The following is a 26,818-nucleotide window of genomic DNA, read 5'->3' on the forward strand; positions in this document are numbered from 1 at the left end:
GATCACTATGGAATTAATCCTCATCAAGATTTCATCATCATTTCGCGTTACCCAACCCCGACGCATGCACTCAACCGCATAGAGTGATTCACCCCGACTGGCGAACTAAAGCGCCACCCTGGAAATCCTACCACTTTTCATCGGCCTAAGATTTGCAATATACTCTCTCGAGATATTCAACAAATTCATAATTCACATCACAATTGACCGCCTCCCAATCATTTAACTCAAACTCTTCCAGCGCCCGATCAAGACTCGGGGTTGAGCTGAAATATAAAACATTCCACAATATCTCGACATCAATCTGGTTTTTTTTGTCACCAAGAGTCAACAATTCCCTCAGAAAAACCGCGCCATTCTCGCCAGATATTTCTTTTCGATGTATACACTCGAGCATACCTACCCGAACATTAATGCAGAGAAATTCGATGACAGCCTGCCTCCACTTTCCAGGGCTTGGGCCGAATTGCCCACCAAAAACATGAGGAAGCACTGCATTAGGATAAAAATCATCGAGTCCAGCTAAGATAAGTTGCCTCTGGTAATCGATTTTTGGGAAGGCATCCATGATGATCTCACTTTCCAGGGAATTTAAATTTCGCAATCTCGCCTCTATTGATTGCCTTAACTTCTGAGTTATTTATTTCCACGGTAGCTGTATCGCCAGCAGTCTTGGATGATGCCTGTCCAGCGGGGCGATACGTCACCGCAGTTCCATCCGGCAAAATTGCAACCCAACTTCCCTCCCCGGTAACATTGTTGACCACCTTCAGAGGCGTCTGGCCATTGAATGCATCTTTTGCAAATTGTTCTGCGGTCACGTTCGGGTTACTGCTTGGTGGCATCGGAATTGGCGTGCCCACTCCCCCGATACCGGCCGGCAGCTTTCCGTCGCTTCCCGTGATTGACGGAGGAACACTAGCGTTTTTCCCGTCGATCGAATTAATAATGTAGTCTACGAGCCCCTTCAATTTATCTGGGATAAGCTCCGTAACCCAGTCGTTGACAGTCTTCTCATCCGGCATCGGATTGATCAACGGCCCCGCCTTCGCACTCGGATCGAGCTCGGTCGCGTTGTCGACAATGCTGCTGTCGTCCTTGCTCCGCCCCTGTCCCGTATAGCCCGGTAACTTGAACCCTGACAACCACGTGGGTGGGGGTGCCATCTGCAGCGGCGCCGCCTGATTATTCTCCACCTCGATTTTGCCTGCCCCCGCTGCCGTTGCGATATCCTGACCCGATATCGCTGCGACGCCGGCAACCAAGCTCGACACGAGATTGTCGCGAGCTTCGCGCTCTTTTGCCGACATATTGGTCGTCGGAGCCATCAAGCTCCCGATCACCGAGCTTGCCGCTGCCCCCATCGCACCAGCGCCACATGCTTGACCGCCTGCCGCCGCGCCAGCACATCCCACGATCGCATGGAGTGCTGCGCGCGCCTCGTCACTACCGAGGCCGTCGGCGATTTGCTTGACCTGATTGGCGGCTAGCTGTTGCACGTATGCGATCGTCGCATTTTGCGCGAGTTGACCCATACCTCCCGTTACGTTGCCGCCGGCCGCAACCGTGAGCGCAGTCAACACCTGACGATACGTGCCGCTCGGCCCCCATTCTGCGGTCAACTGATCGGCACGTTGTTGGGCCACTGCGCGTTGTTCCGGTGTGAGATTCGGATCGTTTGCAGCCGCTTTCGCTGCATCCGCTTCCTTCGCGCGGTTGGTCACGAAAGTGCCGGCCTGATTCACGAACTGGCTCGTGATGTCGAAGCCAGCCTGGATCTTGTCCTTGTCGAAGATCGGCGCGAGTGCACCACCCGTGTTCGACGTATCGCGATTGACGCTCGCGACCGTTTCGTCAGCGGTTTTGCCCGTAATCTGCTGTTGCTTGACGTTATCGGTAATCTTGAGCGAACCACCACTGATCCCGCTACGTGTGACCGAGCTCGCATCATCTGATGCACCGAGCACGACAGGGGGCGCAACGGCTAATTCGCTGTCAGTCTTCGGCAAGTCGGTTCCTGCCACCGGATTCACGTTATCGGCGGTGCCTTTCTGGTTCTTGCCAATACCTCCGCCGTAGCCGCCCGAAATCCCGAGCGACGACGCATCGTAGGACGCGTGATTCTCGATGTCGCTGGTCGTCAACGTAGCCGTCGTCAGGCTGTTCTTGTCTTCGTGTACAGCCTTGTTGTTACTCGCGATCACGCCGCCTTTCAGGTCCGTATTGCCTTTTACGTTGACTTGAAAACCACCGTCGCCAGCCTTGATACCCGACTGCTCGCCAGCTGCCGAGTAGTCGCTGTTCATCTTCTGTTGACTCATGTTGCCCGATACACTCGACGGGCCGGCACACAACGGCGGAACGCACACGCTGACCGACACGCCTGCGCCCTGTTGCTTCGAATTGTAATGGTCGGTGTCCTGCAAGCTCTCGACGTTCAGGTTGCCGCCCACGTCCGCGACGACTTGCTTGCCGGATGCGACCGCACCCTTGATGTTCGTATCGCCGCCGGATTGAATCGTCAGCGTGTTGCCTGCCGTAACGTGCGTATTCGTCCAGGCGGTCGAATGACCATCGCTGTTTCCGCGATTCCCCGCGACGCCCGCCGTAAATGCGATGCCATTCTGCTTGCCGCCACCGATCGATACGCCGACACCAAAACTTCCACCGCTATTCTTCGACGACTGGCTGCTGGTGCTTTCAGCCGCCTGCAGATTCACATTGCCGTCAGCAGCGAGCTTGGCATTCCCTCCAGCCGAAATCGTGCTCCCAATCACATCGATATTGCTATCCGCACCAGCGCCGGGTGCCTTCACTGATACGTTTCGTCCGGCCGATACCGTGCTACCAATCGCCGTACTAGCTTGCGATTGCGATTGATTGTCACTCTTGCTCGCACCTACGGAAATATTGACGCCGACTGTTTTCCCGAGCGCAGCGGGATCGCCGCCGCCCATTGCATCATAGGCGTTCTTCGCAGCGAGGCCCGTCGTTGCTGCCGCAAGCGCGGTCAAACGCGCATCGCCCTTGGTCTTGCCGGCCGCGTCGACCATCTGCCTGCCAGTCTGCGCCAAAGCGATGACGGGACTTGTCACGCCCACCGTCACGCCGGCCTGTCGGTATTGCTGCTGTTCCGCCTGACTCATCGTGTCGTAAGCCGAATCGATCTTGACAGACTTGCCTTCGAGCGACACGTCATTACCTGCGTGCAACGTGCTACCGGTCGCGTGCAGGTCGTTCCCGGCGGTCACATTCAGATTACCGTTGAGCGAACCGACCATGCTGCCGGTGTTCGTAACTTCCGTCGAATGCTGCTGATCCGTCATCGAGCGCGAGCCGATCGACACCGACATGCCGCCATTCGACATGAGGCCCGATTCCTTTTTCTCGAAGCTGTTGGCCGACTTCACCGTGTCCTGCGAAGTCGTGATCCGGACGTCACGCGCCGCCTTCAGATCGACATCATTGGCGCCGACTACATTGCTGCCCTGAACTGTAATGTCCTTGCCGGATTGAATCCTCACGATGTCGCCCGAAACCGTGCTTGCGACACCGATATTAGCTTGCGTGTCGTGCGACTCCTTGGTGGTTGAACCCGATACGAAACTGCCGCGCTTCGTCTGGACGTTCTTATAGCTGTCGTGTTCCTCGCGGCCTTCGTTGATCGTCACGTTACCGTTGCCGGCAATCGTCACACCGCCTGGCGTCGCGCTGTTTGTACCCGAGGTAACCGACGAACCCGTCAGCGTGACATTGCCTTTCGTCGCATCAGCGGTGTTGACGGCCGACAGTGCTGCATTGCGACCAGCCGAGAAGCTCGTGCCGACAGCGGTTTCGTCGTAGGTATGATCGACTTCCTTGCGTGCGCGCCCGTCAGTCGCGACGTTATCGAGTTTGGCGGCATCAGTGACCGTCGTCGCTGTGAGATTGCCGCCAGCCATCACCGACAAATCTTTGCCGGCCGAAACGGTCGCACCCTTGAGCGTCGTATCGTTACCGCTCTGCATGACGAGATTGCCGTCTGCCTTGATGCCGCTCGCCACATTGTTCGTGGTGGATTCTTCCCAGTGGCGTTGATCGTTCAATCGCATCGATTGGTTCGTGGTCGACTGAACCGTATTGACATTGATGTTACGGCCGGCCATTGCCGTCGCATCGCCGCCAGCCGACAGATTTGCTCCATGCAGCGTCAGGTCGCGACCAGCCTGAACGGCGAGACCCCCTGTCGCTGCGATCGTGCCTTGCTGGCCGATCAGACTCGTACTGACCTTGCTCACGCCCGATGCACCGCTCACGCCAACCGCATCGACCAGCGTTGTATTGACGATATCGCGCCCTGCCAGAACGGCGACCCGACCGCCGGTAATCTTCCCCGACGCATTGACCACATCGTTGCTCGCCGACACGACCGTCGCGCCGTTCTTGCCGCTACTCGAAATCGTACCGCCACGATTCAAAATATCCGTCGCCGTCAGCACGGTCTTCGTTCCGCCCTTGATCACGCCGGAATTCGTTGTGCTACCCGTCGCATGAATCTCCACGTCGTCCGCCGCGATCAACGCGCCAGTCGGTTGCAGATCGTTCGCGTGCGTCTGCGCCATGTAGACGACAGGAGCCAGCACGTGCGTCGTGCTGCCGTTCGGCAACGTCACCGTCTGATCGACCAGCCATACGATATCGCTCGTCAGCGCATCCATTTGCGCGGCCGTCAGCGCCATCCCCGGCACGAGGCCGAACTCTTTTGCGTAGTTCGCCCCGTTCGTCATCAGAGCACGATATTCATCCTCGGCACCCGGCAAGAACGTGCGCCCTGTCAGTTGCGTGACCTGATTGCGCACCATCTGCTGCTCGTACATCCCGTCACCCAGGCGCTTTTCGATGCTCGCCGGGTTCAGGTTCAGTTGGCCGAGCATGTAGTCGCTCGAAATGAATTTCGTATAGCTCGTCAGGCGCGGATCGGCCACGACCAGGTACGGCTGGCCCGGTGCGTCGTGAATCGAATAAAGACCGTTCGCCGGTAACGTGATCGGCAATGCGCCGGACGCATTCGCAACCGATTGCTGCGCGCCAATTGGTGTCGATTGGCCGCCTGCGGCACCGACTGGCGTCAACTTGCCACCGGATACGCCCTCATTAGCCGAATTATTTCCAAGCGTGCCGCCGGTTGCGCCAGTCGAAGAATTCTGCGCGGCAACGTTCTGGTTGTTGACATCCTTCGCGTCGATGATCACCGACTGGTTGGCGATAATGGTGCCGCCCGTGCCGCCGATGGCAACCGGTGCATACACCTTCGAAGGCTGAACGATCGTTCCGCGATCTCGCGTCGTATCCTCGTTCCACGCGTACATCGATACGACGTTGTCGGTCTGATACTGATACAGCGTCCGCCCGACGTTGTTCACGACCGTACCACCGTAGCTGCCTGAGCCTGCACTGCCCGACATATTCGAATCGCCAATCTTGATCGACCCGCCGGCCGCGATCGCGCTGTATTCGTTGTCGATCGTGCCGACGTTCCTCATCACGATCTTGTTGCCAGCCACGAGTTGCGCTTGCTGCGCCTGGCTTGCAATCTTGTCCTGCTGAACCGTGGTCGTCGTGTCGCGCCAGATTTCGACACGCTGGTAGCCGTTGTGGCCGTCGCTGCGCGTCGTGTATTCCGTATCCGGAACGTAGTTGACGTGCGGATCGTACGCATCCCAATAGTTGACCGTAACCGTACCATCCGCATTGGTCGTCAGCGTGTTGTAGTAAATCGTCTGCTGCTTGCCGTTCACGTTCACGACCAACACCTTGTCGGTCACGTTCGGTCCAGACGTTTCCGATACAACCTGCGAAGGGCTATAGGTCGAAGTGAGCGGCGTCTTATAGCCGTTCACCCACATTGCCTGCGAGCACCCGCCGTTCGGGTCCGCATTCATCGTCGCGCACACGATGTATTTCTGGCGCTTCGTTTCGTGCTTGCTCGACGTGCTCGTGGTTTCAGTGGTGATCTCGGGAGCCGGACGCGTGTTCGTGAACGTACCCGCTGCGAGTTCGATACCGCCTTGCGCTTCGATCGTGGACTGATCGTTCAAGACATTTTGCGTACGGTTCGCGAGAAACCCGTTCGCGTCTCGCTGACCGTTCGCGGCGATATTGATGTCGCCAACGCTGAAGACATTCGCGCCGCCCGTGTTCGACAACTGGTTGGCCGCGTATAAATTCACCCGTTCGGCAGCGGCGATTACCGCCGCTGCCCCGGTATTGGTGATCGTGCTCGCATTGGCGGTGACTTCACGCCCGATGATCGTCGCGGTGTTGTTCAACGTCGCACTGTTGGTCGCGACCGTATCGCCTTCGATGCGACCTGCGTTATCGATCGTGCCGCCGTTCGCGTTGACGGTCGTCGTGCTGGAATTCAGATCGGCGCCCGCTTGGTTTTCAACGTTCGCGGCATTCACCGTCAGCGCGCCGTTGGCATCCAGCACCCCTTGGTTCGTCAGCTTGCCCGACGTGGAAAACGTGAGGTCGCCGTTTGCGTGCAACTTGTTCGCCGTGGTCTGCGTGTAGTCGCTCCCGAGTGTCACCACACCGTTTCGGCCTGCTACGATCGATCCGTCACCGCTCAACGTGTTCGCGGTCAACGTCAGGTCCTGATCGCTGCCGATAACGCCGTTCTGGTTGGCAAACGTGCCGGTCTGGATTGAAATACTGCCGCCGCTGCCTGCGTCGTTGCCGATTTTGCCGGAGGCGTTGTCGATCGATGCCGTGTTCAATGACAGTGCACCGTTTGCACGGATCGATCCGGCCTGATTCGACAGCGCAGCGTTTGCCGTGCTCAACTTGAGGTTGTTCGCGGCCGACAGCACACCACTCGCATTACTTACGCTATTTGCAACGTTCAACGTCAGATCGTGCCCGGAAAGCGTCTGGCCGCCTTGAGCATTCGTCAACGTTTGCGCGGTCAGCGTAACATCTCCATTACCGCCGATCGTGCCCGTCCCCGCTTTGCCGGACGCGTTCGTGTTCGTGATCGACGCGCCGCCGTCGATCGTCGTTGCACCGCTGCCGATATTCGCGATACGCCCGTCGCTGTTGTCGACGTTGCTCCCCGACAGCGCGAGCGTCGAATTCGTACCGTTCGCTTCGACTTGCCCTGCGTTGTTGTTGACCGCGCCCTGTGCTCGCAGCGACAGATTCCCATTCGCCTGAACAAGACCGGCTGCATTCGCAAACGCGCCGTTCGACTGCACCGAAAGCGCTTGCCCAGCCAGCACCGAACCGCCGGAATTATCGACGCTGCCCGCCGACACCGAAACGTCTCCGTTGCCGCCAATGGTTCCGCCCGCTGTATTCGTCAGTGCATTTGCCGTCGTGAGCGACAGCGCGCGCGTGCCCACGTTTTTAAGCGATCCTCCATCATTCGCGAGACTGTCGGCCGTCACTGAAACGCCGTTGTTCGCTTCGAACATGCCCGCACGGTTGTCGACAGCGCCTTGAGCCTTCAGCGTAATGCTGTCCGCACCGACGTAGCCGCCCGCATGATTATCGAGCGACTGCACATCGAGCGCCGCCTGTCGCTGCGCAGCCAGCGTACCTGCGCTATTCGATACGGCTGCCGCTTTCAGGAGCAATGCACCATTGGTCGCGATCGTGCCGCCTTGGTTCGACAAAGCGCCGGTCGAAATCGACAGCGCACCACTTCCGGCGTGAGTAATTTTCCCGTGGTCGTTGATCAGCGTTGCGGGTGTGAGGATCAGGTCCGTGCTGTTGGTCTGAATAACGCCGTTGCTCGAATTATCGAGCGCGTTCGAGACGGCGACATTCATTGCGCCAGTCCCGGTTTGGGTAATGGTGCCGCCGTGGTTCGACAAGTTCGTCGCCCCGAGCGACAACTGCGCTGCCTGTATCGAACCCGCATCGTTGCTCAGCGTCGCGGCATTCACGGTCGCGGACTGTCCGGCCGTGATGCTGCCCGAACCGTTCGTCAACCGCGCACCCGCATTGATCACTGCGTTTTGCGCCGCCGACAACGTGCCGCTGCCGTTGTCCAGTGATTGCGTGCCGACATTCAGATTCGCTTGTGCACTGACCGTGCCGTGGTTCACGACGCTGCCCGATTGAATCGTCACGCTGCCGTTGCCGCCGATGACACCGCCCTGGGCGTCGAGTGCGGTCGTACCGGCAGCATTCGTCAGTTGCCCCGTCGTGGTAATGGACAAACCATCCGAATTCAGCGACGTCACGCGACCTGCGCTGTTGTTCAGCGAGCTTCCCGAAATGTTCATTCCGGCCGCGCTCTGGATCGTGCCCTGGTTGTTCGCAATTGCACCGCCGCGCACCTGCATCGCATTGTCGGAAACCAGCGTGCCGCCCTGATTCGCGATTGCGCCGTCCGACCGCACGTTCAGCGGACCTTGCGCCGAGATCTTGCCGCTTTGATTCGAAATGCTACCTGCGGTCAACGTCGCGTTGCCTTGGCTCGACAGCGTGCCGTGATCGTTGATCAACGCACCCGCTGCGTTCGCATCGAGAACGCCCTGCGCACTCGTTGTCGCATTCGAGAGGTTGAGGTCCCCGGCGCTTGCGCTCAGCGACACGTTACCGTTCGCGGCCGTCTGGCTACCCGCGAGGTTCACGGCAGCACCTGAAATCGACGCGCTCCCGCCCGCAACGTTCTGCCCGGTCGCCGTCAATTGGCCGGTGCTCGACAGATTCAGATCGCCGCTTTTTCCGACGGAACCATCGTTATTGACACCCGCGCCGAGCGTCCCGGTCGAATTGATGGTGCCCGCACTGACCATCGTATTTTGCTGTGCGGCGAGCGTGCCGCTGTTCGACAACGTACCGTCTGCTGAAACGTTTGTACTCTGTTGCGCATACGTCGTGCCGCTGTTTTGAACAGTGTTTGCGGTTGCGGTGAGATTTCCGCTCGCAGTCGTCTTGCCCGCGAGTACGAGCTGGCCGTTGGATTGCAGCGTCAGGTCGCCCGCTTGTGCCGCGATCGTCCCGGCGTTCGCGACACCCACGCCGTTCTCGTTCGATACGAGAAAGACCCTGTTCGCGTACATACCGCCGAGTTGGCTCACGTCGATGGCGATAGCGGGTGCGGCACCGTCGCCGACAATCGGTGTCGTCGCCAGCGTGTCATGGTTGACCTGGTTCGCACCCGCGACGACGCTCAGGTTCTTTGCGTAAATGGCTGCGTTGGCCTGCACCGCGCGCGAAATCAAGTCGACCTGATCGACATTCGATGCATTCAGGCCAGCACCGCTGACTGAAATCAGGCCGCGCGACACGTTGAATCCACCGAGCGATCCATCGGCGCCGTAATACGGTGTGCCGGTGGTGAGAACGGCTCTCGACGTATTGATGAATCCGCCGCCGTCAACCTGAATACCGGCACTGTTCGACAAGATCACTTCGGCGCGATTGCCCGCGACCTCGACGTAACCTCGCAGTTGCGACGGCGCATTGCTGTTGACCTGGTTGACGATGATCCGCGCGGACTGGCCTGCACCGAAATTCGGGTTGCCGTTGATCATCCCCGCCTGCTGCGTGTTCACGATCGTCGGCGAGTTGTTCAGGATCGCGCCCGGTTTTTGTACGTCGAACTGGTTGTACGTGTTCACCGATACGCCGGCGCCGGACGGTGCGGCAATATTCACTTGCGGGATGCCGCTCTGCGTCTGAATCACATGCGTACTCGTGCCCGGAGTCGGCACGATTTGCGCGAAACTGAATAGCGGCACACCGAACAACAATGCAGCCGCCATTGCAATCGGTTGCCAAACGATCCGCAGGCTCGATGGCGTGCTCACGCCTTTAGAATTCCTGGCTGCTTGCGGCGAAGTACCGTTTTCCTGAACGACCATCATCGCGCCGCGCACTTGATTGAACACAACCCGATAGCATTTCTTGTTCATTCTTCGTAACGCGCACTGCGTCCCTGCATGCAATCTCATTTGAATTCAGCGCAGATAGGACCGGACGCAATTCGCCGTCTGGCTTTGAACGCGCTTGCAACGGATAGTCAGGGCGACAATGCCTCTCATGCATGTCGCGATTGCGAGACATCGCTCACAATTGGTCTCTTCTTATCCACTGCGCGATCCTAGCAGAAGCAATTACCGTGCACTGTCAGAAATGATTAATGCGATACGTGGAGCATCGGCCTTTCATTCTCAAGTGCCCGGAGATTTTGAAGGGCACGGAAGAATTAATATTTTTATAATGTTTTCAGAGTGTCAATTCTGAGGCGGGATGCAAATTTATTGGGATAATCACCGTGCGGCTTTAGACACTGTGCCAATCGACCGATTGCGGTCGGATGCCCATGATATTGTTATCCGGGTCATTATCGAGATAATGGGCGATAGTATCGAAAAGTTCGCTTGTCGGAAATATATCAATCAAGATGCGCTTTCGAGCGCCGAAACCAGCAACGCTGGCTGCATCACTTCGACAACGTCGCCCGCACCGTATACTCGCCTTCCAGCCCGCCCTGCTCAGGCCGTACGAAATACCGAGACGAATCCAGATCGGCCGGCAGCGGCTCGACCGGATAACCGTGCTTTTCCCACGCATCGAGGCCGCCCTTCAGCGCCCGGATGTTGTGGATCATCTTCTTGCGCTGCATCTTCGCGATGAGCCGCTTCGCAGTCGCCTCGTTCGGACACACGCAATAGACGACGATCGGCCGCTTCAGCACTTCCGGGTCGAGCAGGTCCGGCGAATCGAGATCGACCGGCACCGCGCCGGCAATCCGGTACGGCTCGCGGTCGCGGATCGCCTTCGGCCGCGCATCGAAGATCAGCGGCGGCTCGTCGGACGTCATCATCTCGACGAGCTGCGGCGGCGAGATGCGCACCTGTGCGAGATAGCGGCGGAACTGTACGCGGCGCACCCAGCGGTACAGCAGGAACGTGATGAAGATCGCGAGGAATGCGTCGAGAATCGTGCCGCCGCTCGCGCGCACCCACAACACGAACTGGACGATCTGGTCGTGAATGGCCGCACCGCCGATCAGCCAGAACGCCGCCCACAGCGACGCGCCCGCCAGATCCCAGAACAGGAACACGCCGATGCCGATCGCGGTCGTGCCGAGCAGCGGCGCCGACACGAGGCCGAGACCCGGCAGGAATTTCGACAGCACGAGCAGCGGCGCGCCGTACCTTTCGAATACGTTACGCGCGAAGCGCAGCGTCGTGTCGAGCGACAGCGAGAAACGCACGAGGCCGTTCAGCAGGCGCCGGCCGCGCGTGCGGCCCATGAAAAACCACAGCGAATCGGCCAGCATCGTCGCACCGATCGCCGCCGCGAACATGCTGACCCAGGAAGCCTGCCCCATCGCCGCCATCGTGCCGCCGAGAATCAGCATCGGCACGGCCGGCACCGGCACGCCGAGCTGCGTGATCAACACGCTCGCGAACACGGCCCATGGGCCGAGCGACGATGGAATAGCGATGGGAAAGTGCCACACGGCGGCGCTCCTGGAAGACATGCGGGCCGCGCGACAGGGCCGTCGGTACGGCGGCGCACCGGCCGCCGCGGCACGTCCGCGACCGACCGGTGCATCGTACGCATTCTAAACGGGTTTGACCTCGACCGCGCGGAACGCAAGCCGTCGGCAAGGGCTTTGCACGCGGCGTTACGCGACTGTGACAGTCACACGTCGGAGCGTTGCGCGAGTTGCGCGACGTGCTCCGCGTAATCGGGAAACTCGGCCGCCAGCGCGGCCGCATCGGCCAGCTCGAATTCCGCGAACTCGAAGCCGGGCGCCACCGTGCAGCCGACGAGCGCGACGTGCGCCGGCGACGCGCAGCGCGCACCGAACCAGCTTCCGGCCGGCACCACGGCCTGGAACACGGCGCCGGGATGCGTGAGCGGGTTGCCGAGCCGGTGGATCGTCAGCCCGTCGCGCGCGTCGAGCACCCACACTTCGATCGGATCGCCCGCATAGAAATGCCAGACCTCGTCGGAGCGGATGCGGTGCCACGACGAATACGCGCCGTCGCACAGCAGGTAATAGATGGCGGTCGACGCGGCACGGGGCGCACCGTCGGCCGGACGCACGACCGAATCGGTCGCGCGGTAGGTTTCACGGAAATAGCCGCCTTCGGGATGCGGCTGCAGGTCGAACTGGCGAATCAGGTCGGTCGCGGAAATCGGCATGGCAAATGACGTCGGTAAGGTAGGAAACCGGCATCCGGCGGGCCGTCCGATCGCGATTCAGGCGACCGGGTGCCGCCGGATGTCCCTGCGTCGATCACCGCGGCCATGCGCGCGGCGAACAAGCGGACACCGGCCGATGCTGCCAGAACTGCGTGCCCGGATGCAACCGTCGACGCGCAATCGCATGCAGGCGAGCGTCTCGTCGGCGCCCGTCGCGCCGTGTTGGACGACGCGACAGCGCAGTACGCCCGCTCACGCAGACATCCGGGATGCCGCGCGGCATCCTGCCGACTGCGGGCGCTCGTGCCGCAGCGGCGGCCGCCGTACGCCGTCGCTTACGCGGTCGCCGACGCGCCCGGCTCGCCGTGCCGCACCAGCAGCACCGGCCGGTCGGCCGCACGCAGCAGCGATTCCGCCACGCTGCCGAGCAACAGCCTGCGCAGGCCGTGCCGCCCGCTCGTACCCATCACGATCAGGTCGGCGTCGGCTTCGGCCGCCGTGCGCATCAGTACCGTCGCGATGTCCTCGCCGTACGCGTCGAGCGCGCGCACCGTGCCCCGCACATGCTGCTGCGCGAGCACCGCTTTCGCGTGGTCGAGCACTGGCGTCGCGGCATCGGTCGCGGCGACATCGCCATCGCGCTCGGCGGCGAAGCCGGCGTCGACGTCGACGAGCTGCGGCCGATGTTCGACGACGTACGCACAGGTCACTTCGCCGCCGGATGCCGTCGCGATCCGGATCGCCTCGTTCAGCGCGAGACGCGCGCTCGGGCTGCCGTCGAGCCCTACGAAAATCCGCTTGTACATGGTCCGTCCCTCCGACCGGGCGCGCGTCGCGCCCTGCGCAACCACGACCCGTTACCGCAAGCCGGCCCGGCGCCGGCTTGCCTGCCGAACAGTCTGCCCCACGTGCCGACGCGTGCGTTGACGCGCGTCAAGCGCGGCCGGCGCCCCGCAGCTTCATGCCGTTTGCCGCTATTTCAACCGACCCCATTACAAAAAATGTGTAAAACGCGCACAATTTCATCTTCAAAATAGTCGTTGCACGCAGCCGGTGCGAGTTTTGCCGGTTTTGCCGCGCTGTCCGAGTGCCCCGGGTAGCCCGAACAACAGAATGGCCATCGAATGACCCCCAGTGGAACCCCGACGCGGGACGCCCGAGGGCCCGCGCGCCTCCAGACCATGCTACGCCAGCCGCTCGCGGCCGGCGTAGCCGCGCTGTGCGCGGGCGCGCTGCTGTCGCTCGGCGTCGCGCTGCTGGTGCGCGAGCAGTGGCAAGGCGCCGTTCATACGCGTTTCGAACGCCGCACGACGCACGTGACGGCAATGCTGCGCCACGAGTTGCAGGCCGGTGTCGCCGTGCTCGAAGGCGCGCGTGGCACGTTCGGGCTCGTCCCGGACATGACGCCCGGCCAATGGCGCCGATACGCGGAGACGCTCGATCTCGACAGCGGCCGCTCGCCGGTCCGGCAAATCGGCTATGCGCCGCTCACGCCCGCGGCGCGCGGCGCGCTGGCCAGCGCAAAGCCGCTGCCGGCCGATCCGCTCGCGGCAGCGACGCTCAGCGCCCCCGTCTCGAGTTCGCCGGTCGTGCGCTTCGGCGCGTCCGACGCGGCGCCGCTCATGCGCGCGCTGCGGACCGGCGATATCGCGCTGGGCGTCCACCCCGCCGATGACGATGCCTCCCGCGACGCCCGTACCCTGACGCTGTTCCTGCCCGTGGCCACCTCGCCGCTGGCCGCCGCCAAGCCCTCCGGCACGCGCGAAACCGGCGCCGACGGAGTGCTGTTCGCGGCGCTGAGCCCGCGGCGCCTGATCGAGCGCGCGCTCGATGCGGAACGCGGAATCGACTTGTGGATGACCGCCGGCGGCGATTCGCGCGCGATCGCCAGCGTCGAGACGACGACCGACGAAGCGTCGGCGTCGCCCGACCTGATGCGGCGTACCGATGTGCTGAATTTCGGCGGCACCGCGCTGACGCTCGCCTATTCCGCGGACGGCCGGCCCAGCGCGACCGGCGCGCAGCGTGCGGCCGGCACCGTGCTCGCCGCCGGGCTGATCGCGTCGTTCGGGTTCGCGGCGCTCGTCCATGCGCTGCTGCGCAGCCGCGCCGATGCCGGCGCGAGCAGCCGCGGCATCCTCAACGAGGCGCGGATGATGGGCATCATCCGTTCGTCGATGGAAGCGATCATCACGATCGACGAGAAGCAAACCGTCGTGATCTTCAATCCGATGGCCGAGCAGGTGTTCGGCGTGTCCGCGATGGAGGCGATCGGCGCGCCGCTGTCGCGCTTCATTCCGGAGCGGTTCCGCGCCGCGCATGCGAAGCACGTCGACCAGTTCGGCGTGACGGGCGTGTCCGAGCGGCAGATGGGCCGCCAGCGCGTGCTGTTCGGGCTGCGGGCCAACGGCGAGGAATTCCCGATCGAAGCGTCGATTTCGCAGATCCGCGACGCGTCGGGCAAGCTTTATACGGTGATGCTGCGCGACATCACCGAGCGGCAGCGGGCCGAGAACGCGCTGAAGCAATCGCGCGAGGAATTGCGTGAACTGTCCGCGAACCTGCAGAACGTGCGCGAAGAGGAAAAAACCCGCATCGCGCGCGAGTTGCACGACGATCTCGGGCAGCAGCTCACCGCGTTGAAGATGGACCTGTCGGTCGTCGAGCAGCAACTGCGCATGCCCGGCCGCGCGCAACCCGATGAGGGCGTGCAGACGCATCTGCAAGGCATGCGGCGGCTGATCGACGCGACGGTCGCGTCGGTGCGGCGTATCGCGGCCGACCTGCGGCCGGTGATGCTCGACGATCTCGGCCTCGTACCCGCGATCGAATGGCTCGCGAACGATTTCACGAACCGCTACGGGATCGACGTCGAGCGCCACATCGAGACGGGCGGCCTCACGTTCACCAGCGCGGGCGCAACCACGCTGTTCCGCATCGTCCAGGAAGCGCTGACGAACGTCGCACGCCATGCGGACGCGACGCGCGTGGCGTTGCGGCTCGACATCGAGGAAGGCTCTTGCGTGCTGCGCGTCGCGGACAACGGCCGCGGCGCGGCGCCCGGCGGTCCGGCCCACGAAGACAAATCGTTCGGCCTGATCGGCATTCGCGAACGCGCACACATGCTGGGCGGCACCGTGACGATCGACACCGGGCTCGCGCGCGGCTTCTCGATCACCGTCGCATTTCCGCTCGCCACCGTTCAACAGGACACGCTCATCACATGATCAAGGTGCTCATCGCCGACGACCATACGCTCGTACGCGACGGTCTGCGGCACATCCTCCAGAACGCCACCGGATTCGAGGTGGCCGGCGAAGCCTTCGACGGCCCATCGACGATCGCGCTGGTGCGGGCGACGCCCGCGCAGGTGCTCGTGCTCGACCTGTCGATGCCGGGCCGCAACGGCGTCGAGCTGATCAAGCAGATCAAGGACGAGAAGCCCGCGCTGCGCGTGCTCGTGCTGACGATGCACGCGGAGCAGCAATACGCGGTGCGGGCGTTCCGCGCGGGCGCGTCGGGCTATCTGACGAAGGAAAGCGCGAGCGCGGAGCTGGTGGGCGCGGTCACGAAGGTGGCGTCGGGCGGCGTCTACGTGAGCCTCGCGATGGCCGAGCAGTTCGCGCAGAGCCTGAACGAGCCGGCCGAAACGCTGCCGCACCAGCGGCTGTCCGATCGCGAATTCGACGTGTTCCGGCGGATCGCCGCCGGCCAGACGCTGACCGAGATCGCGAATGCGCTGTGCGTGAGCGCGAAGACGGTCAGCACCTACAAGACCCGGATTCTGGAAAAGATGCAGATGCCGCACGAAGCGGCGCTCGTGCGGTACGCGATGCGGCACAAGCTGCTCGACGAAACGGACGACGTGTAACGGACGACGTGTAACGGACGACGTGTAGGACGACGTCCAGCCGGCGCAGTGCGGGCCTCGCTCACCGGGCCCGCGTACGAATGGTTACTTCGCGGGCACCGGGCACGCGAGGTCGCCCTCCTCGCAGGACAGATAGCCCTTCAGCGTTTCCGTGCGTGCCTTCGTCAGATCGTCGAGACAGGTCGATACGACCATCGGGTACGCACTGCCGCCCTCGGCATTCGCGCTCGAGAAATGGCATTCGGCGTCGCGGTACGCGATCCACGCGCGCTGCGCATTCACGAGCTTGTCGGCGACCGGAGGCGCACCGCGCAGGCGGGCCGTGACGGCCTGGTAGGTTCGGTTCAGCTCCCCGTCGGATTTCTTGTATGCGCGATCGGCACACGCCGTCATCGTCGCCTGATCCGTCGCGTCCGCACAATTTGCCTGCGCATGGGCGACGCTCGCCACCAGCGCCAGCGAGCCCAGCAGACCAGTCAAGACACGCATGGATGCTCCTTGTTGTTCGTTGAAGTGTGGAACCCGGCGCCCTGCTGCGCCCCGTGTGCATTGGCCGCGCTGCCGCGGCGACATCGACCGCGATGCTAGCGCACGCGCGACGGATTGTCAGCGGGTGCGGTACTGCGAGCGGCGTGATCGTTCACGGCAAGGTGTCGTTGAACCAGCTCAGGCCGGCATCCGGCGTGTCGCTCATGCACGCGGCAGACTCTCCGCGACCGGTTCGGCCGCTGGAATTCGTGCGCCGGGCCACTCGATGAAGAAGACGCAAAAAAGCCCGCACGATACGCGTGCGGGCTTTCTCGATATGGCGTCAGCCGCGGCTTGAGTGCCGCGAAACCACGCCCGGCTTAGTGGCCGAAGTACACCGACGAGCGGTCATTGACAGCCGGCACGACCGCGCGCTGGCCCGACTGCGACGTCGCGACCGGGTTCGAACCGTAGCCGGTTGCGTCGGCTTGCGCACCGGCGTTCTGCGCGGCGGCGATCTTGGCCTGGGCGGCCTGGATGTTCTCCGGATAGTTGATCCAGTCGTTCGGGTTGTAGCCGGCCTTTTCGAGCTGGACCAGCTCGGCGCGCACTTGCGCGCGCGTCAGCGGCTGCTGGTTCGATTGGGCGAACGAGACGACCGGTGCGGCCACCAGGGTGGCCAGTGCAACTGCCTTGATCAGCGATTTCATGATGCGTTACCTCCAGGATTGTTTTGTCAGGCGCTTCGGACTCGAAGTCGTTGCGCATGAGTAGAAGTCTAGGAGTCGCCGCTATCAGGGTAAATACTTAAATCGCAAATTCACTGTTGACCGAAACCGTACAATCGCCCGGGAATAAGTCGATTCGTCAGATGATTATCGCCGCGCATGTGCCGAATGCCGCGATTCGGTATCCGGCGCGCTCGGCCGCGCGTCAGCGCAGGCGATCGCTATCCGCCGACGCCATCTGCCTGTCGAACAGCAACGCCTTGAGGCGAATCAGGTCGTCGGCATCGAGGTCGTCGAACGCCGCATGATGCAGCGTCAGCGCCGGACTCGCCGGGTCGGCATGCACGGCCCGCACGGTGCCATCGAGCGCCAACTGCTCGACGCGGCCGCCGGTTTGGTACGGTAGCAGCACGCGCAACGGCTCACCGGTTGCCGCGATCGGCCGGTCGACGGCGATCGACAGCCCGCTCAGGCTGATGTCGTGCACCAACCCGATGCCGTCCGCCCCCTGCGCTGCGCCGTTGCAGCAGGCCGCGATGCGCACCGGCACGCGCGGCTCGGCGCGCGTGCGCAGCCGGTCGACGAAACCGGGCGGCGACAGGATCATGAACGGCGCGGCGGCCGACGCCTGCACCGATTCGACCGTCGCGCCGAAACGGGATACCGCGGCACGGCCGATTGCCACCGCTTCGACGTCGTCGCCGCGTGCGAACTCGAGCACGGCGGCGGGCTGCGGCTCGACGAACAGCGCCCCGGACGCGCCGACGCCGATCAACCGGCACCGTTGCAACGCGCGCGTCGTGCCGACCCGGCGGCGAATGCCGATCGCGGCGCCCGCCGACAGGCCCATGCGCATGGCGGGCGCGGTCGCCGCGGACCCGTGCGGATCGGTGTCGGCGCCCTCGCGGCGGCGGACGGGGCGGAAATGGTCGAACAGGAAAGCGTGCTGCGCGGCATCGCGCAGCGTCGTGCCGGCTGGCAGCAGCGCGGCGCCGTCGGCGTCGTAGAGGTCGAAGCCGAGCGGGACACCCGCGGAAAGGTCATCGCGCGCGAGCGCGACGGAGTCGGTTGAAAGCCGCATCGGAGAAGCGCGGAGCGACCGCGCGCGCTGTCGTGACAACTTGATTACGGCAGCATCGCGCGGAATCTGAACGGCTTTGTTACTGCGAAGCGCCGGTCGCGTCAGGGGTGGCCGGTACCGACACCGGCGGCGGCACCGGCACGGCCGAAGGGGCGACGCCGATACCGGCGCTGCTTGCGCTCGCCGGCGGCGGCGCAAACTGCGGCGGCTGCGGCTGCGACGCGCCCGACGACAGCGCCGCGGCCGATGCGGCCACTTCGGACGCCGGCACCCATTCCTCGACGATCCCGCCGGAGGCGGCATCCGGCGCCGAGGCCGCCGACGCCGCGCCCTCGTCCGTCTCGGCCGGACGCTCGATACGCTGCGTCCTGACCGGCGCGGGCGCCTTCTTCGCCTCGGGCGGGAACCACGTGTCGAACAGGTCGGTCACGCGCTCGCGCAGCGACCCGAACCAGCCCGGCGAGGGCTCGGTATCGAATTTCGCCTTGGTATCGACGATCCGGGCGCGCTGCGCGCGCTGGAAGAAATCGCCGATGATCGGCAGCGCGCTGTGCGCGCCCTGCCCCCAGTAATCGCTGCGCAGCGTCACGCGGCCGTCGTCGAATCCGACCCACGCGCCGGCGACGAGGCCGGGCTGCATCAGGATGAACCAGCCGTCCGCGTTGTCCTGCGTCGTGCCGGTCTTGCCAGCCACGTCGCCGCGGATGCCGAAGCGCGTGCGGATGCTGCCGCCCGTGCCGCGCGTCACGACATCGCGCATCACGTCGAGCAGCGTCTTGTCGGTTTCGGCATCGAGCGCACGCTCGGGCGGCGCCGGTGCGTATTCGGCGAGCACCTCGCCCTGGCGGTTCTCGATGCGCGTCACCATCTGCGGCTCGACGTACAGGCCGCCGTTCGCGATCGTCGCGTACGACGCGACCATTTCCTTCAGCGTGACCGGGCTCGTGCCGAGCGCGAGCGACGGCACGCGTTCGAGCGGGCTTTCGCGCACGCCCATGTCGCGCGCCAGTCGCGCGACGGCGCCCGGCCCGACCTTCTCCATCACCTGCGCGGTGATCCGGTTGCGCGACAGCGCGACGGCATCGCGCAGCGTCATCGGCTTACCGGTCGGCGGCACGTCGTCGTTCGGCCGCCAGATCTCGCCGCCCTTCAGCGGGATCTCGACCGGCTGGTCGATGAAGGTATCCTCCGGCTTCATCCCGCTCGCGAACGCGGCGCCATAGACGAACGGCTTGAACGTCGAGCCCGGCTGGCGCCGCGCCTGCGCGACGTGGTCGAACGGCTCGCGCGTGAAGTCGCGGCTGCCGACCCACGCGCGGATCTGCCCGTCGCGCGGATCGATCGCGAGGAAGCCGGCCTGCACGTCGGTCTTCGCCTTGCACAGCGCGTGCAGGAAGCCGCGGTCGGCCGCGAGCATCTTCATCGCCGCCGCGTCGTCCTTGCCGGCGTCCTGCGCGGCCTTGTACTCGGGCGATTCGCGCATGAAGGTGCGGAACACCTCGTTGTCGGTGCCGCAGCCGTCGCGGCCGCTCCACGCGTTGTTCGCGATGCCCTGCAACTGATTGCCCTGCAGCGTGAGCGCCTGCGTCGCCATCTGCTGGAGCCGCGAGTCGATCGTCGTGCGCACGATCAGCCCGTCCGAGTAGATGTTGTAGTCGTTGCGGTCGGCCCACGCGATCAGCCATTTGCGCAACTGCTGCGCGAAATGCGGCGCCGGCCCGGGCGGCTCCTTCTGGCGCTCGAAGTCGATGCGCAGCGGCCGGCGCTGCAACTGCGCGAACTGCGCCGGCGACAGCTTGCCGTACTTCACCATCTGGCCGAGCACCGTGTTGCGCCGCTGCAGCGCGCGTTCGGGGTTCAGCACGGGGTTGTAGTAGCTGTTGCCCTTCAGCATCCCGACGAGCGTCGCGCTGTCGAGCACGTCGAGTTCGTCGGCCGACTTGTCGAAATAGGTGCGCGCGGCCATCTCGACGCCGTACGCGTTGTACAGGAACGGCACCGTGTTCAGATAGGTCTCGAGGATCTGGTCCTTGCTGTAGACGGCCTCGATTTTCAGCGCGGTAATCGCCTCCTTCACCTTGCGCGTGAGCGTCGGCGCGCGGCCGATCTCGTCCGGATACAGGTTGCGCGCGAGCTGCTGCGTGATCGTCGAGCCGCCCTGGCGGCTGCCCGAGAACGTCTGCAGCGCGGCCGACGCCGTGCGTTTCCAGTCGAGGCCGTGGTGTTCGTAGAAGCGGTGATCCTCGGTGGCGATCAGCGCGTCGACCATGCGCGGCGAAATCTGCTTGAGCGGCACCCATTCCCGGTTCGACGGCTTGAATTCGGCCAGCAGCTTGCCGTCGGCCGACAGCACCTGCGCGGGTTGGTCGACGCGCGCCTTGCGGATGTCGCCGATCCCCGGCGTGAACGGGATGAGCACGACCACGTACGCCGCGAACAGCGCCGGCACGGCGGCGGCCGTGAGCAGCACGCCACGGCGCGTCGGGTGGCGGACATGGTGCCACGCGGTGGCGGCGAGAGGCTTGGCCCGCGCGACGGCGGCCGCCGCGGCGGATTGGGCGCGCGCGACCCATCTGGCACACAAGGCACGCACTGACGACACGTTTCGGCGATTCACGCGGGTGGGGCTCGGCTGAAAAGGCTGCATCGTACCAAACTCGCGCGGCCGGCCGGCCCGCTGCGGCCTTGCGCCGGCATACGTGGTGCGGTGTCGCGACGGCGCTCACGCAAAAAAGGCGCGTGCCCGGCAACCGGAACGACGCGCCAAACCTGGTACGACAACCTGAATGCCGCGCGAGAGGGACACGACGGGACGCGACAGCGGCGCGACTGGCGCCGCGGCTCAGCGCACGAGAAATCCGTACGTGAGCGGATCGCGTTCGTCGACGATCCAGTTCGCGAACCCGCAGATATGCGCACTACCCTCCACTTCCGGGATCACGGCCGGAAAGTCGCCGACCGTCGTTTCGCGCAGCACGCGCCCCTTGAAGACCGTGCCGACGATCGATTCGTTGACGAGCGTGTCGCCGGCCGCGAGCAGCCCGCGCTGGTAGAGCTGCGCGACGCGCCCGCCGGTGCCGGAGCCGGTCGGCGAGCGGTCGACCTCGCGATCCGCGAACACGCAGCAGTTCGCCTGCGTCGAGCCCGCATGGCGCGGCGCGTTCGCGATGATCGTGCCGTAGATATGGTTGATTTCCGGGATCTCCGGATGGACGACCGGATAGGTCGCGTTCGCGGCCGCCTTCACTTCCGCGCCGAAGCGGATCAGCTTTTCGACCGCGGATTCGCGCACCGGCAGGTCGAACGGCGCGCCGTCGACATAGAAATAGAACGCGCCGCCATACGCGATGTCGCCGGTCACGGTGCCGAACGACGGCGTCTCGACCGACACGTCGCGCCGCCAGATGAACGACGGCACGTTGACGAAGCGCACCGGCCCCGCATGCTCGCCGTCCCACTGGACGAACGCCTCGATGAAGCCGCACGGCGCGTCGATGCCGACCCGCGTTTCCGGCACGGTGCGCTGCACCCAGCCGAGTTCGACGGCCGCGGTCGACAACGCGATCACGCCGTGGCCGCAATGGTCGCTGTAGCCTTCGTTGTGCACGAAGATCACGCCGAAATCGGCATTCGGCGAGACCGGCTCGGTCAGATAGCCGCCGTACATGTCGGCGTGGCCGCGCGGTTCGAACATCAGCGCGCGGCGGATCTCGTCGGCGTGCGCCTTGAGCCACGCGCGGCGCTGGACGATCGTGTCGCCGGGCAGCCGCGGCAGCCCGCTCGTGACGATGCGGAATGCCTCGCCGCCGGTGTGCACTTCGACGGTGGACAGGGATCGGGAAATTTTCATGGCGAATCGGATGCGTTGAAACGAAGGACGGCGGCCGGGCCGCCGTCCGGTGACGGGCCGTGTGGGCCGTGGAGCAATTACTTCGCGTACGGTTCCGGCAGGCCGTTGCGGATCACGTAGACGGTGGTCGGCGCGCCTTTCAGGTCGCCGTTCGCGTCGAACGAATAGGTGCCCGCGACGCCCGCGTAGTTCGACTTCGCGAGCTGCGCGCTCAGCTTCGCCTTGTCGGTGGTCGTGCCGGCCTTGACCATCGCGTCGGCGAGCAGCTTCATCCCGTCGTAGTAATTGACGCCGTAGACCTGCGTATCGGTGTGATAGGCGTCGTGGTACTTCTTCAGGAATTCGCGGCCGGCCGCCGTCTTCTCGAGCGCGACCCCGCCCTGCGCGCAGTAGACGATCGACGCGGCCTCGCCCGCGACCTTGCCCATGTCGGCCGAGCAGATGCCGTCGCCGCCGAGCAGCTTCGCGCGCAAGCCCCGCTGCTTCATCTGCTTGGCCATCGGCGCGCCCTGCGCCGCATAGCCGCCGAGGAAGATCACGTCGGGGTTGCCGGCCTTGATCTTGGTGAGAATGCCGAGGAAATCGGTGGCCGAAGAGTTCGTGTATTCCTGGTCGACGATCTTGATGCCGTTCGCCTTCGCGACGTTCATGAACTGCTCGGCGACGCCTTGCCCGTACGCGGTGCGATCGTCGATCACCGCGGCGGTTTTCGCATGCAGCGTCTTCGCGGCGAACGTGGCCATCGTGCCGCCGAGCTGCTCGTCGCTCGCGCCGATCCGGAAGATGTTCTTGAAGCCCTGTTTCGTCAGTGCCGGGTTCGACGCGACCGGCAGGATCGGCACGCCGGCGGTCGAATACACGCGCGACGCGGGGATCGCGACGCCCGAGTTGTACGGCCCGAGCACGGCAACGACGCCCTTGTCGACGAGGTTCTGCGCGACCTGCACGCCGGCCTTCGGGTCGGCCTGGTCGTCTTCGGAAACCAGTTTGAAGGTGACGGTCTTGCCGGCGACCTTGATGCCGGCCTTGTTGAGCTCCTCGACCGCGAGCCGCGCGCCGTTTTCGTTGTCCTTGCCGTTGGCGGCCTGCGGGCCCGTGAGCGGCGCCGAATGGCCGATCATCACGACTTCCTGCGCGTGCGCGGAAGTCAGCGCGCCGGCGGCAATAGCCACCGAGAGCGCGGTCACGAGGTGTCGCATGATGTCTCCTGATTGGTTTTGTGTGAAACCAATGTAGGACACGCGTGGTCACATCGCAAGCAATTTCAAAATAATGATCGGGATTTTGGTCATATTAAGGACCAGAACGATCCCGTCCGCAGGCGTGTCATTTCGGCGCAATGTCCCGCCGCACGCGGCGGATGTGCTGTTCGACATAGAACACAGCCGCATCGGCATCCCCGGAGACGATCGCCTCGTAGATCAGTCGATGCTCGGACACGTAGAGCCTGATCCGGCCCGCGTCGTAGATGCCGTCGTCCTTCAGCCGCTTCCACAGCGGCTGGTCCATCGTCTTCGCGACTTCGTCCGCGATCTTCACGATCAGCGCGTCGCCGGTCATCAGCGCGAGCTGCCGGTGGAACAGCCGGTCGCTCTCGTTCCACAGCGCGCGCTGGTGCGGATCGTCGACGTCGGTGATGGTCTCCATCTGCGCGAGATAGCGTTCGGCGCCGGGGTCGGCGCGGCCATGGGCGGCCGCGAGGCGCGCGATCGCGGGCTCCAGGATCAGCCGCACGTCGAGCGTCGACGTCGGGCTGAAGTCGGCCTCCGACGCCGCGTGCGCGTCGCCGCGCTGCGCCAGCACCTCGAGCGGGGCCGCGACGACGTAGGTGCCCGAATTGCGCTTCGTGAACACGAGCCCTTCGTTCTGCAGCGCACCGAGCGCCTCGCGCACGGCCGGCCGGCCGACCTGGAACAGTGCCGCGAGTTCGCGCTCGGACGGCAGCCGCGACTCGGCCGCATAGCGCCCCGCGCGGATTTCGTCGCGGATCTTTTCGGCTACCTGCTCGTAGATCTGCAGCGGCCTGAAACCGCCTTCGAGTGTGTCGGGACGCGCGGACATCATCGGATGGCTCCTGCCCGGTCGCGGGCGTGGATCGGGAAATGGGTTCGCACTATACCGGAGCGGCGCGGGCAGCGCGGCAGCGGCGAGCCTTCTGGCCAGATATTAGAACCAAAATCCGCGAAGCGCTTTATTTTCTGGGTTGCAGGTGCGCCAGCAAGTGGTATAGATTCGATCCACACTGCCCGGTGTCACGGTATCCGGCAGACCTGTGGTGGGCGCGGCATGCGTCCGCCGTTCACGCTCACCGACGCCTGCGACGTACACGATGCCCGCCTTTTCCCCGATTCCCGTTTTCGATGCGGCCGACACGGCCGCGCTGCTCGACTATCCGGCGCTGCTCGCCACGCTCAGGCAAGCGGTCGCCGAGTACGCGGCGGGCGACATCGTCAGCCCCGAGCGCCTGGTCGTGCCGCTGCAAGGCGGCGGCGTGATGCTGTCGATGCCGTCGAGCGCCCACGACCTGGCGAGCCATAAGCTCGTCAACGTGTGCCCCGGCAACGGCGCGCGCGGGTTGCCGACGATTCTCGGCCAGGTCACCGCGTACGACGCCGCCACCGGAGAAATGCGCTTCGCGCTCGACGGCCCGACCGTCACCGGCCGCCGCACGGCGGCGATCACCGCGCTCGGCATCCAGGCGCTGCATGGCGCCGCGCCGCGCGACATCCTGCTGATCGGCACCGGCAAGCAGGCGGCCAATCACGCGGAAGCGCTCGCGGCGATCTTTCCGGACGCGCGCCTTCACGTGCGCGGCACGACCGCGGACAGCGCGGCCGCCTTCTGCGCCGCTCACCGCGCGCATGCGCCGCGACTCGCGCCGCTCGACGGCGACGCGATTCCCGACGCGATCGACGTGGTCGTCACGCTGACGACGAGCCGCACGCCCGTCTACCGCGAAGCCACGCGCGAAGGCCGGCTCGTGGTCGGCGTCGGCGCGTTCACTGCGGATGCCGCCGAGATCGACGCCAGCACGGTGCGGGGCAGCCGGCTCGTGGTCGACGATCCGGCCGGTGCGCGCCACGAAGCCGGCGACCTGATCGTCGCGCAGGTCGACTGGCAGCACGTCGCGTCGCTCGCCGACGTGCTGAACGGCACCTTCGCCCGCGGCGGCCCGCTGCTGTTCAAGAGCGTCGGCTGCGCCGCATGGGACCTGGCGGCGTGCCGCACCGCGCGCGACGCACTGGCCGCGCGCCAGGCCAGCTGATCGGGCCGCGCAACGGTTCGGCCGCTCCCCGCGGCATCGTCCTCGTCGGGATCGCCCCGGGCGATTTCCCGGACGCGGTGTAGGAAACGCCCTACACCGCGTCGAAGCGGCCTACACGAAGTTCCAATTCGGCCGATTTCAATTTCGGCGGCGCAACACGATACTGCCGGCATGAATGCCAGCCTGTCACCCGCCGCACTCAGGGTGTTCCTCGTCGATCACGCGGTTGCCGTCCGCCAGCGGATCGCGCTGCTCGTCGGCGCGATCCGCGGCGTTGCCGTGGTGGGCGAAGCGGAAGACGGCCAGGACGCGTGGACGCATATCCGCAGCAGTCGCGCGGACGTGGTGATCGTCGACGTGCGGCTCGCGGACGGCAGCGGTCTCGACCTGATCGGGATGCTGTCGAAGGCTGCGCCGCGCATCGTCACGATCGTGCTGACGAATCACTCGGCGCCGGCATTCAGAGAGGCATGCGCGACGGCGGGAGCCGACTACTTCTTCGACAAGACCGTCGAATTCGACGCCGCATGCCGTGTCATCGAATCCCTGGTGCACGCTCGCGCGCACCGCCACCGCCCCTGACGAGCCGGAGCGCCTCATGTCCACCGCCACCGCCTTCGCCGACGTATCTGTCGTACCCCGGCCAACGATCCCGCTGCGCCCGGCCGCGCGCGCCGACGCCGCCAAGCATCCGGCCGCACGCTGCTCGGCCTGCGCGATGCGCTCCATGTGCCTGCCGCCGCACCTGACCCCCGCCGAATACGGCCGCCTCGACGCGATCATCTGCACGACGCGGCAGGTTCGCCAGGGCGACGCGCTGTTCCGCACCGACGATCCGTTCCAGAGCATCTACGCGGTGCGCGCGGGTTCGTTCAAGACGGTGATGATGCATCGCGACGGCCGCGAGCACGTGACGGGCTTCCAGATCGCCGGCGAAACGCTCGGCATGGACGGCATCGGCGGCGGCCAGCACTGCTGCGACGCGATCGCGCTGGAGGACAGCGTGGTGTGCATCATCCCGTTTGGTGCGCTCGAAGCCGCGTGCCGCGAGATGAAGCCGATGCAGCACTTTCTCTACCAGATGCTGAGCAGCGAGATCGTCCGCGAATCGAGCCAGATGCTGTTGCTCGGCACGATGTCGGCCGAGCAGCGCGTCGCGCATTTTCTGCTGAACCTGTCGTCCCGGTTCGAGGCGCGCGGCTATTCGGCGACCGAATTCAACCTGCGGATGACGCGCGAGGAAATCGGCTGCTATCTCGGGATGAAGCTCGAAACCGTCAGCCGGATGTTCTCGCGGTTCCATCGCGACGCGCTCGTCGAAACGCGCGGCAAGCGCGTGCGGATCATCGACGCGCAAGCGCTCGCGCGGGTCTGAATCCGGCACGCGGCGGCGGATGGC

17 protein-coding genes are annotated in these 26,818 nt (G+C 64.5%); 5 read left to right on the forward strand and 12 right to left on the reverse strand.

Translation table 11 applies throughout. The features are described from left to right. Positions 1-145 precede the first annotated feature (145 nt). From BLS50_RS35420 to BLS50_RS18760, 5 genes are all read right to left on the reverse strand, one after another. On the reverse strand, positions 146-568 hold the full coding sequence (locus BLS50_RS35420) for a hypothetical protein (RefSeq protein ID WP_124620272.1): 423 nt from the start codon (positions 566-568) through the stop codon (positions 146-148). A gap of 7 nt (positions 569-575) precedes the next feature. Then, positions 576-9,908, reverse strand: a complete 9,333-nt coding sequence (locus tag BLS50_RS18745) for a hemagglutinin repeat-containing protein (RefSeq protein WP_080486890.1) — start codon at positions 9,906-9,908, stop codon at positions 576-578. A gap of 530 nt (positions 9,909-10,438) precedes the next feature. Continuing rightward, the gene (locus tag BLS50_RS18750; protein WP_027808355.1) at positions 10,439-11,464 is read right to left on the reverse strand and encodes a DedA family protein/thiosulfate sulfurtransferase GlpE; all 1,026 of its coding nucleotides are present in this window, start codon (positions 11,462-11,464) and stop codon (positions 10,439-10,441) included. A gap of 185 nt (positions 11,465-11,649) precedes the next feature. Continuing rightward, positions 11,650-12,156, reverse strand: coding sequence for a cupin domain-containing protein (locus BLS50_RS18755; protein ID WP_074803368.1), 507 nt, complete (start codon positions 12,154-12,156; stop codon positions 11,650-11,652). Between the two features lie 335 nt (positions 12,157-12,491). Continuing rightward, positions 12,492-12,962: a universal stress protein gene (locus tag BLS50_RS18760; RefSeq protein ID WP_011547729.1), complete on the reverse strand. Its 471-nt coding sequence runs from the start codon at positions 12,960-12,962 to the stop codon at positions 12,492-12,494. Between the two features lie 318 nt (positions 12,963-13,280). On the opposite strand from BLS50_RS18760, the gene BLS50_RS18765 reads away from it, so the two are divergent. Beyond that, positions 13,281-15,383, forward strand: coding sequence for a PAS domain S-box protein (locus tag BLS50_RS18765; protein ID WP_074803371.1), 2,103 nt, complete (start codon positions 13,281-13,283; stop codon positions 15,381-15,383). Then, positions 15,380-16,027 carry a response regulator gene (locus BLS50_RS18770; protein ID WP_006479054.1) on the forward strand — a complete coding sequence of 216 codons (648 nt, stop codon included), beginning with the start codon at positions 15,380-15,382 and terminating at the stop codon, positions 16,025-16,027. Before BLS50_RS18765 ends, BLS50_RS18770 begins: the two co-directional genes overlap by 4 nt. Before the next feature lie 84 nt (positions 16,028-16,111). On the opposite strand, the gene BLS50_RS18775 is transcribed toward BLS50_RS18770, so the two are convergent. The 7 genes from BLS50_RS18775 to BLS50_RS18805 all read right to left on the reverse strand — a co-directional run bounded on the left by BLS50_RS18775 (position 16,112) and on the right by BLS50_RS18805 (position 24,218). Next, positions 16,112-16,516, reverse strand: coding sequence for a lysozyme inhibitor LprI family protein (locus BLS50_RS18775; protein ID WP_074803374.1), 405 nt, complete (start codon positions 16,514-16,516; stop codon positions 16,112-16,114). A gap of 359 nt (positions 16,517-16,875) precedes the next feature. Continuing rightward, complete coding sequence (locus tag BLS50_RS18780) at positions 16,876-17,205, reverse strand: DUF4148 domain-containing protein (protein WP_074803376.1); 330 nt, start codon at positions 17,203-17,205, stop codon at positions 16,876-16,878. Positions 17,206-17,428: 223 nt separating this feature from the next. Next, the gene (locus BLS50_RS18785) at positions 17,429-18,304 is read right to left on the reverse strand and encodes a PilZ domain-containing protein (protein WP_074803379.1); all 876 of its coding nucleotides are present in this window, start codon (positions 18,302-18,304) and stop codon (positions 17,429-17,431) included. 79 nt (positions 18,305-18,383) lie between these two features. Beyond that, positions 18,384-20,951 carry a penicillin-binding protein 1A gene (locus tag BLS50_RS18790; RefSeq protein WP_074803382.1) on the reverse strand — a complete coding sequence of 856 codons (2,568 nt, stop codon included), beginning with the start codon at positions 20,949-20,951 and terminating at the stop codon, positions 18,384-18,386. Positions 20,952-21,146: 195 nt separating this feature from the next. Continuing rightward, positions 21,147-22,154 (reverse strand): trans-3-hydroxy-L-proline dehydratase, encoded by a 1,008-nt coding sequence (lhpH, locus tag BLS50_RS18795; RefSeq protein WP_074803385.1) that lies wholly within the window; start codon positions 22,152-22,154, stop codon positions 21,147-21,149. A 77-nt stretch (positions 22,155-22,231) separates the two neighbouring features. Continuing rightward, a complete protein-coding gene (locus BLS50_RS18800; RefSeq protein ID WP_074803388.1) occupies positions 22,232-23,353 on the reverse strand; it encodes a branched-chain amino acid ABC transporter substrate-binding protein in 1,122 nt (373 codons plus the stop codon). A gap of 127 nt (positions 23,354-23,480) precedes the next feature. Beyond that, complete coding sequence (locus tag BLS50_RS18805) at positions 23,481-24,218, reverse strand: FadR/GntR family transcriptional regulator (protein WP_074803391.1); 738 nt, start codon at positions 24,216-24,218, stop codon at positions 23,481-23,483. A 265-nt stretch (positions 24,219-24,483) separates the two neighbouring features. Here BLS50_RS18805 and lhpI point away from each other — a divergent pair, with 265 nt between their 5' ends. From lhpI to BLS50_RS18820, 3 genes are all read left to right on the forward strand, one after another. Next, positions 24,484-25,419, forward strand: coding sequence for a bifunctional Delta(1)-pyrroline-2-carboxylate/Delta(1)-piperideine-2-carboxylate reductase (gene lhpI / locus BLS50_RS18810; RefSeq protein ID WP_074803394.1), 936 nt, complete (start codon positions 24,484-24,486; stop codon positions 25,417-25,419). A gap of 171 nt (positions 25,420-25,590) precedes the next feature. Next, positions 25,591-26,001, forward strand: a complete 411-nt coding sequence (locus tag BLS50_RS18815) for a response regulator transcription factor (RefSeq protein ID WP_006479063.1) — start codon at positions 25,591-25,593, stop codon at positions 25,999-26,001. A 16-nt stretch (positions 26,002-26,017) separates the two neighbouring features. Beyond that, positions 26,018-26,794, forward strand: a complete 777-nt coding sequence (locus BLS50_RS18820) for a helix-turn-helix domain-containing protein (protein WP_027808703.1) — start codon at positions 26,018-26,020, stop codon at positions 26,792-26,794. The last annotated feature ends 24 nt before the right edge of the window (positions 26,795-26,818 follow it).

The organism is Burkholderia orbicola (assembly GCF_900100915.1).
GTDB lineage: Bacteria > Pseudomonadota > Gammaproteobacteria > Burkholderiales > Burkholderiaceae > Burkholderia > Burkholderia orbicola.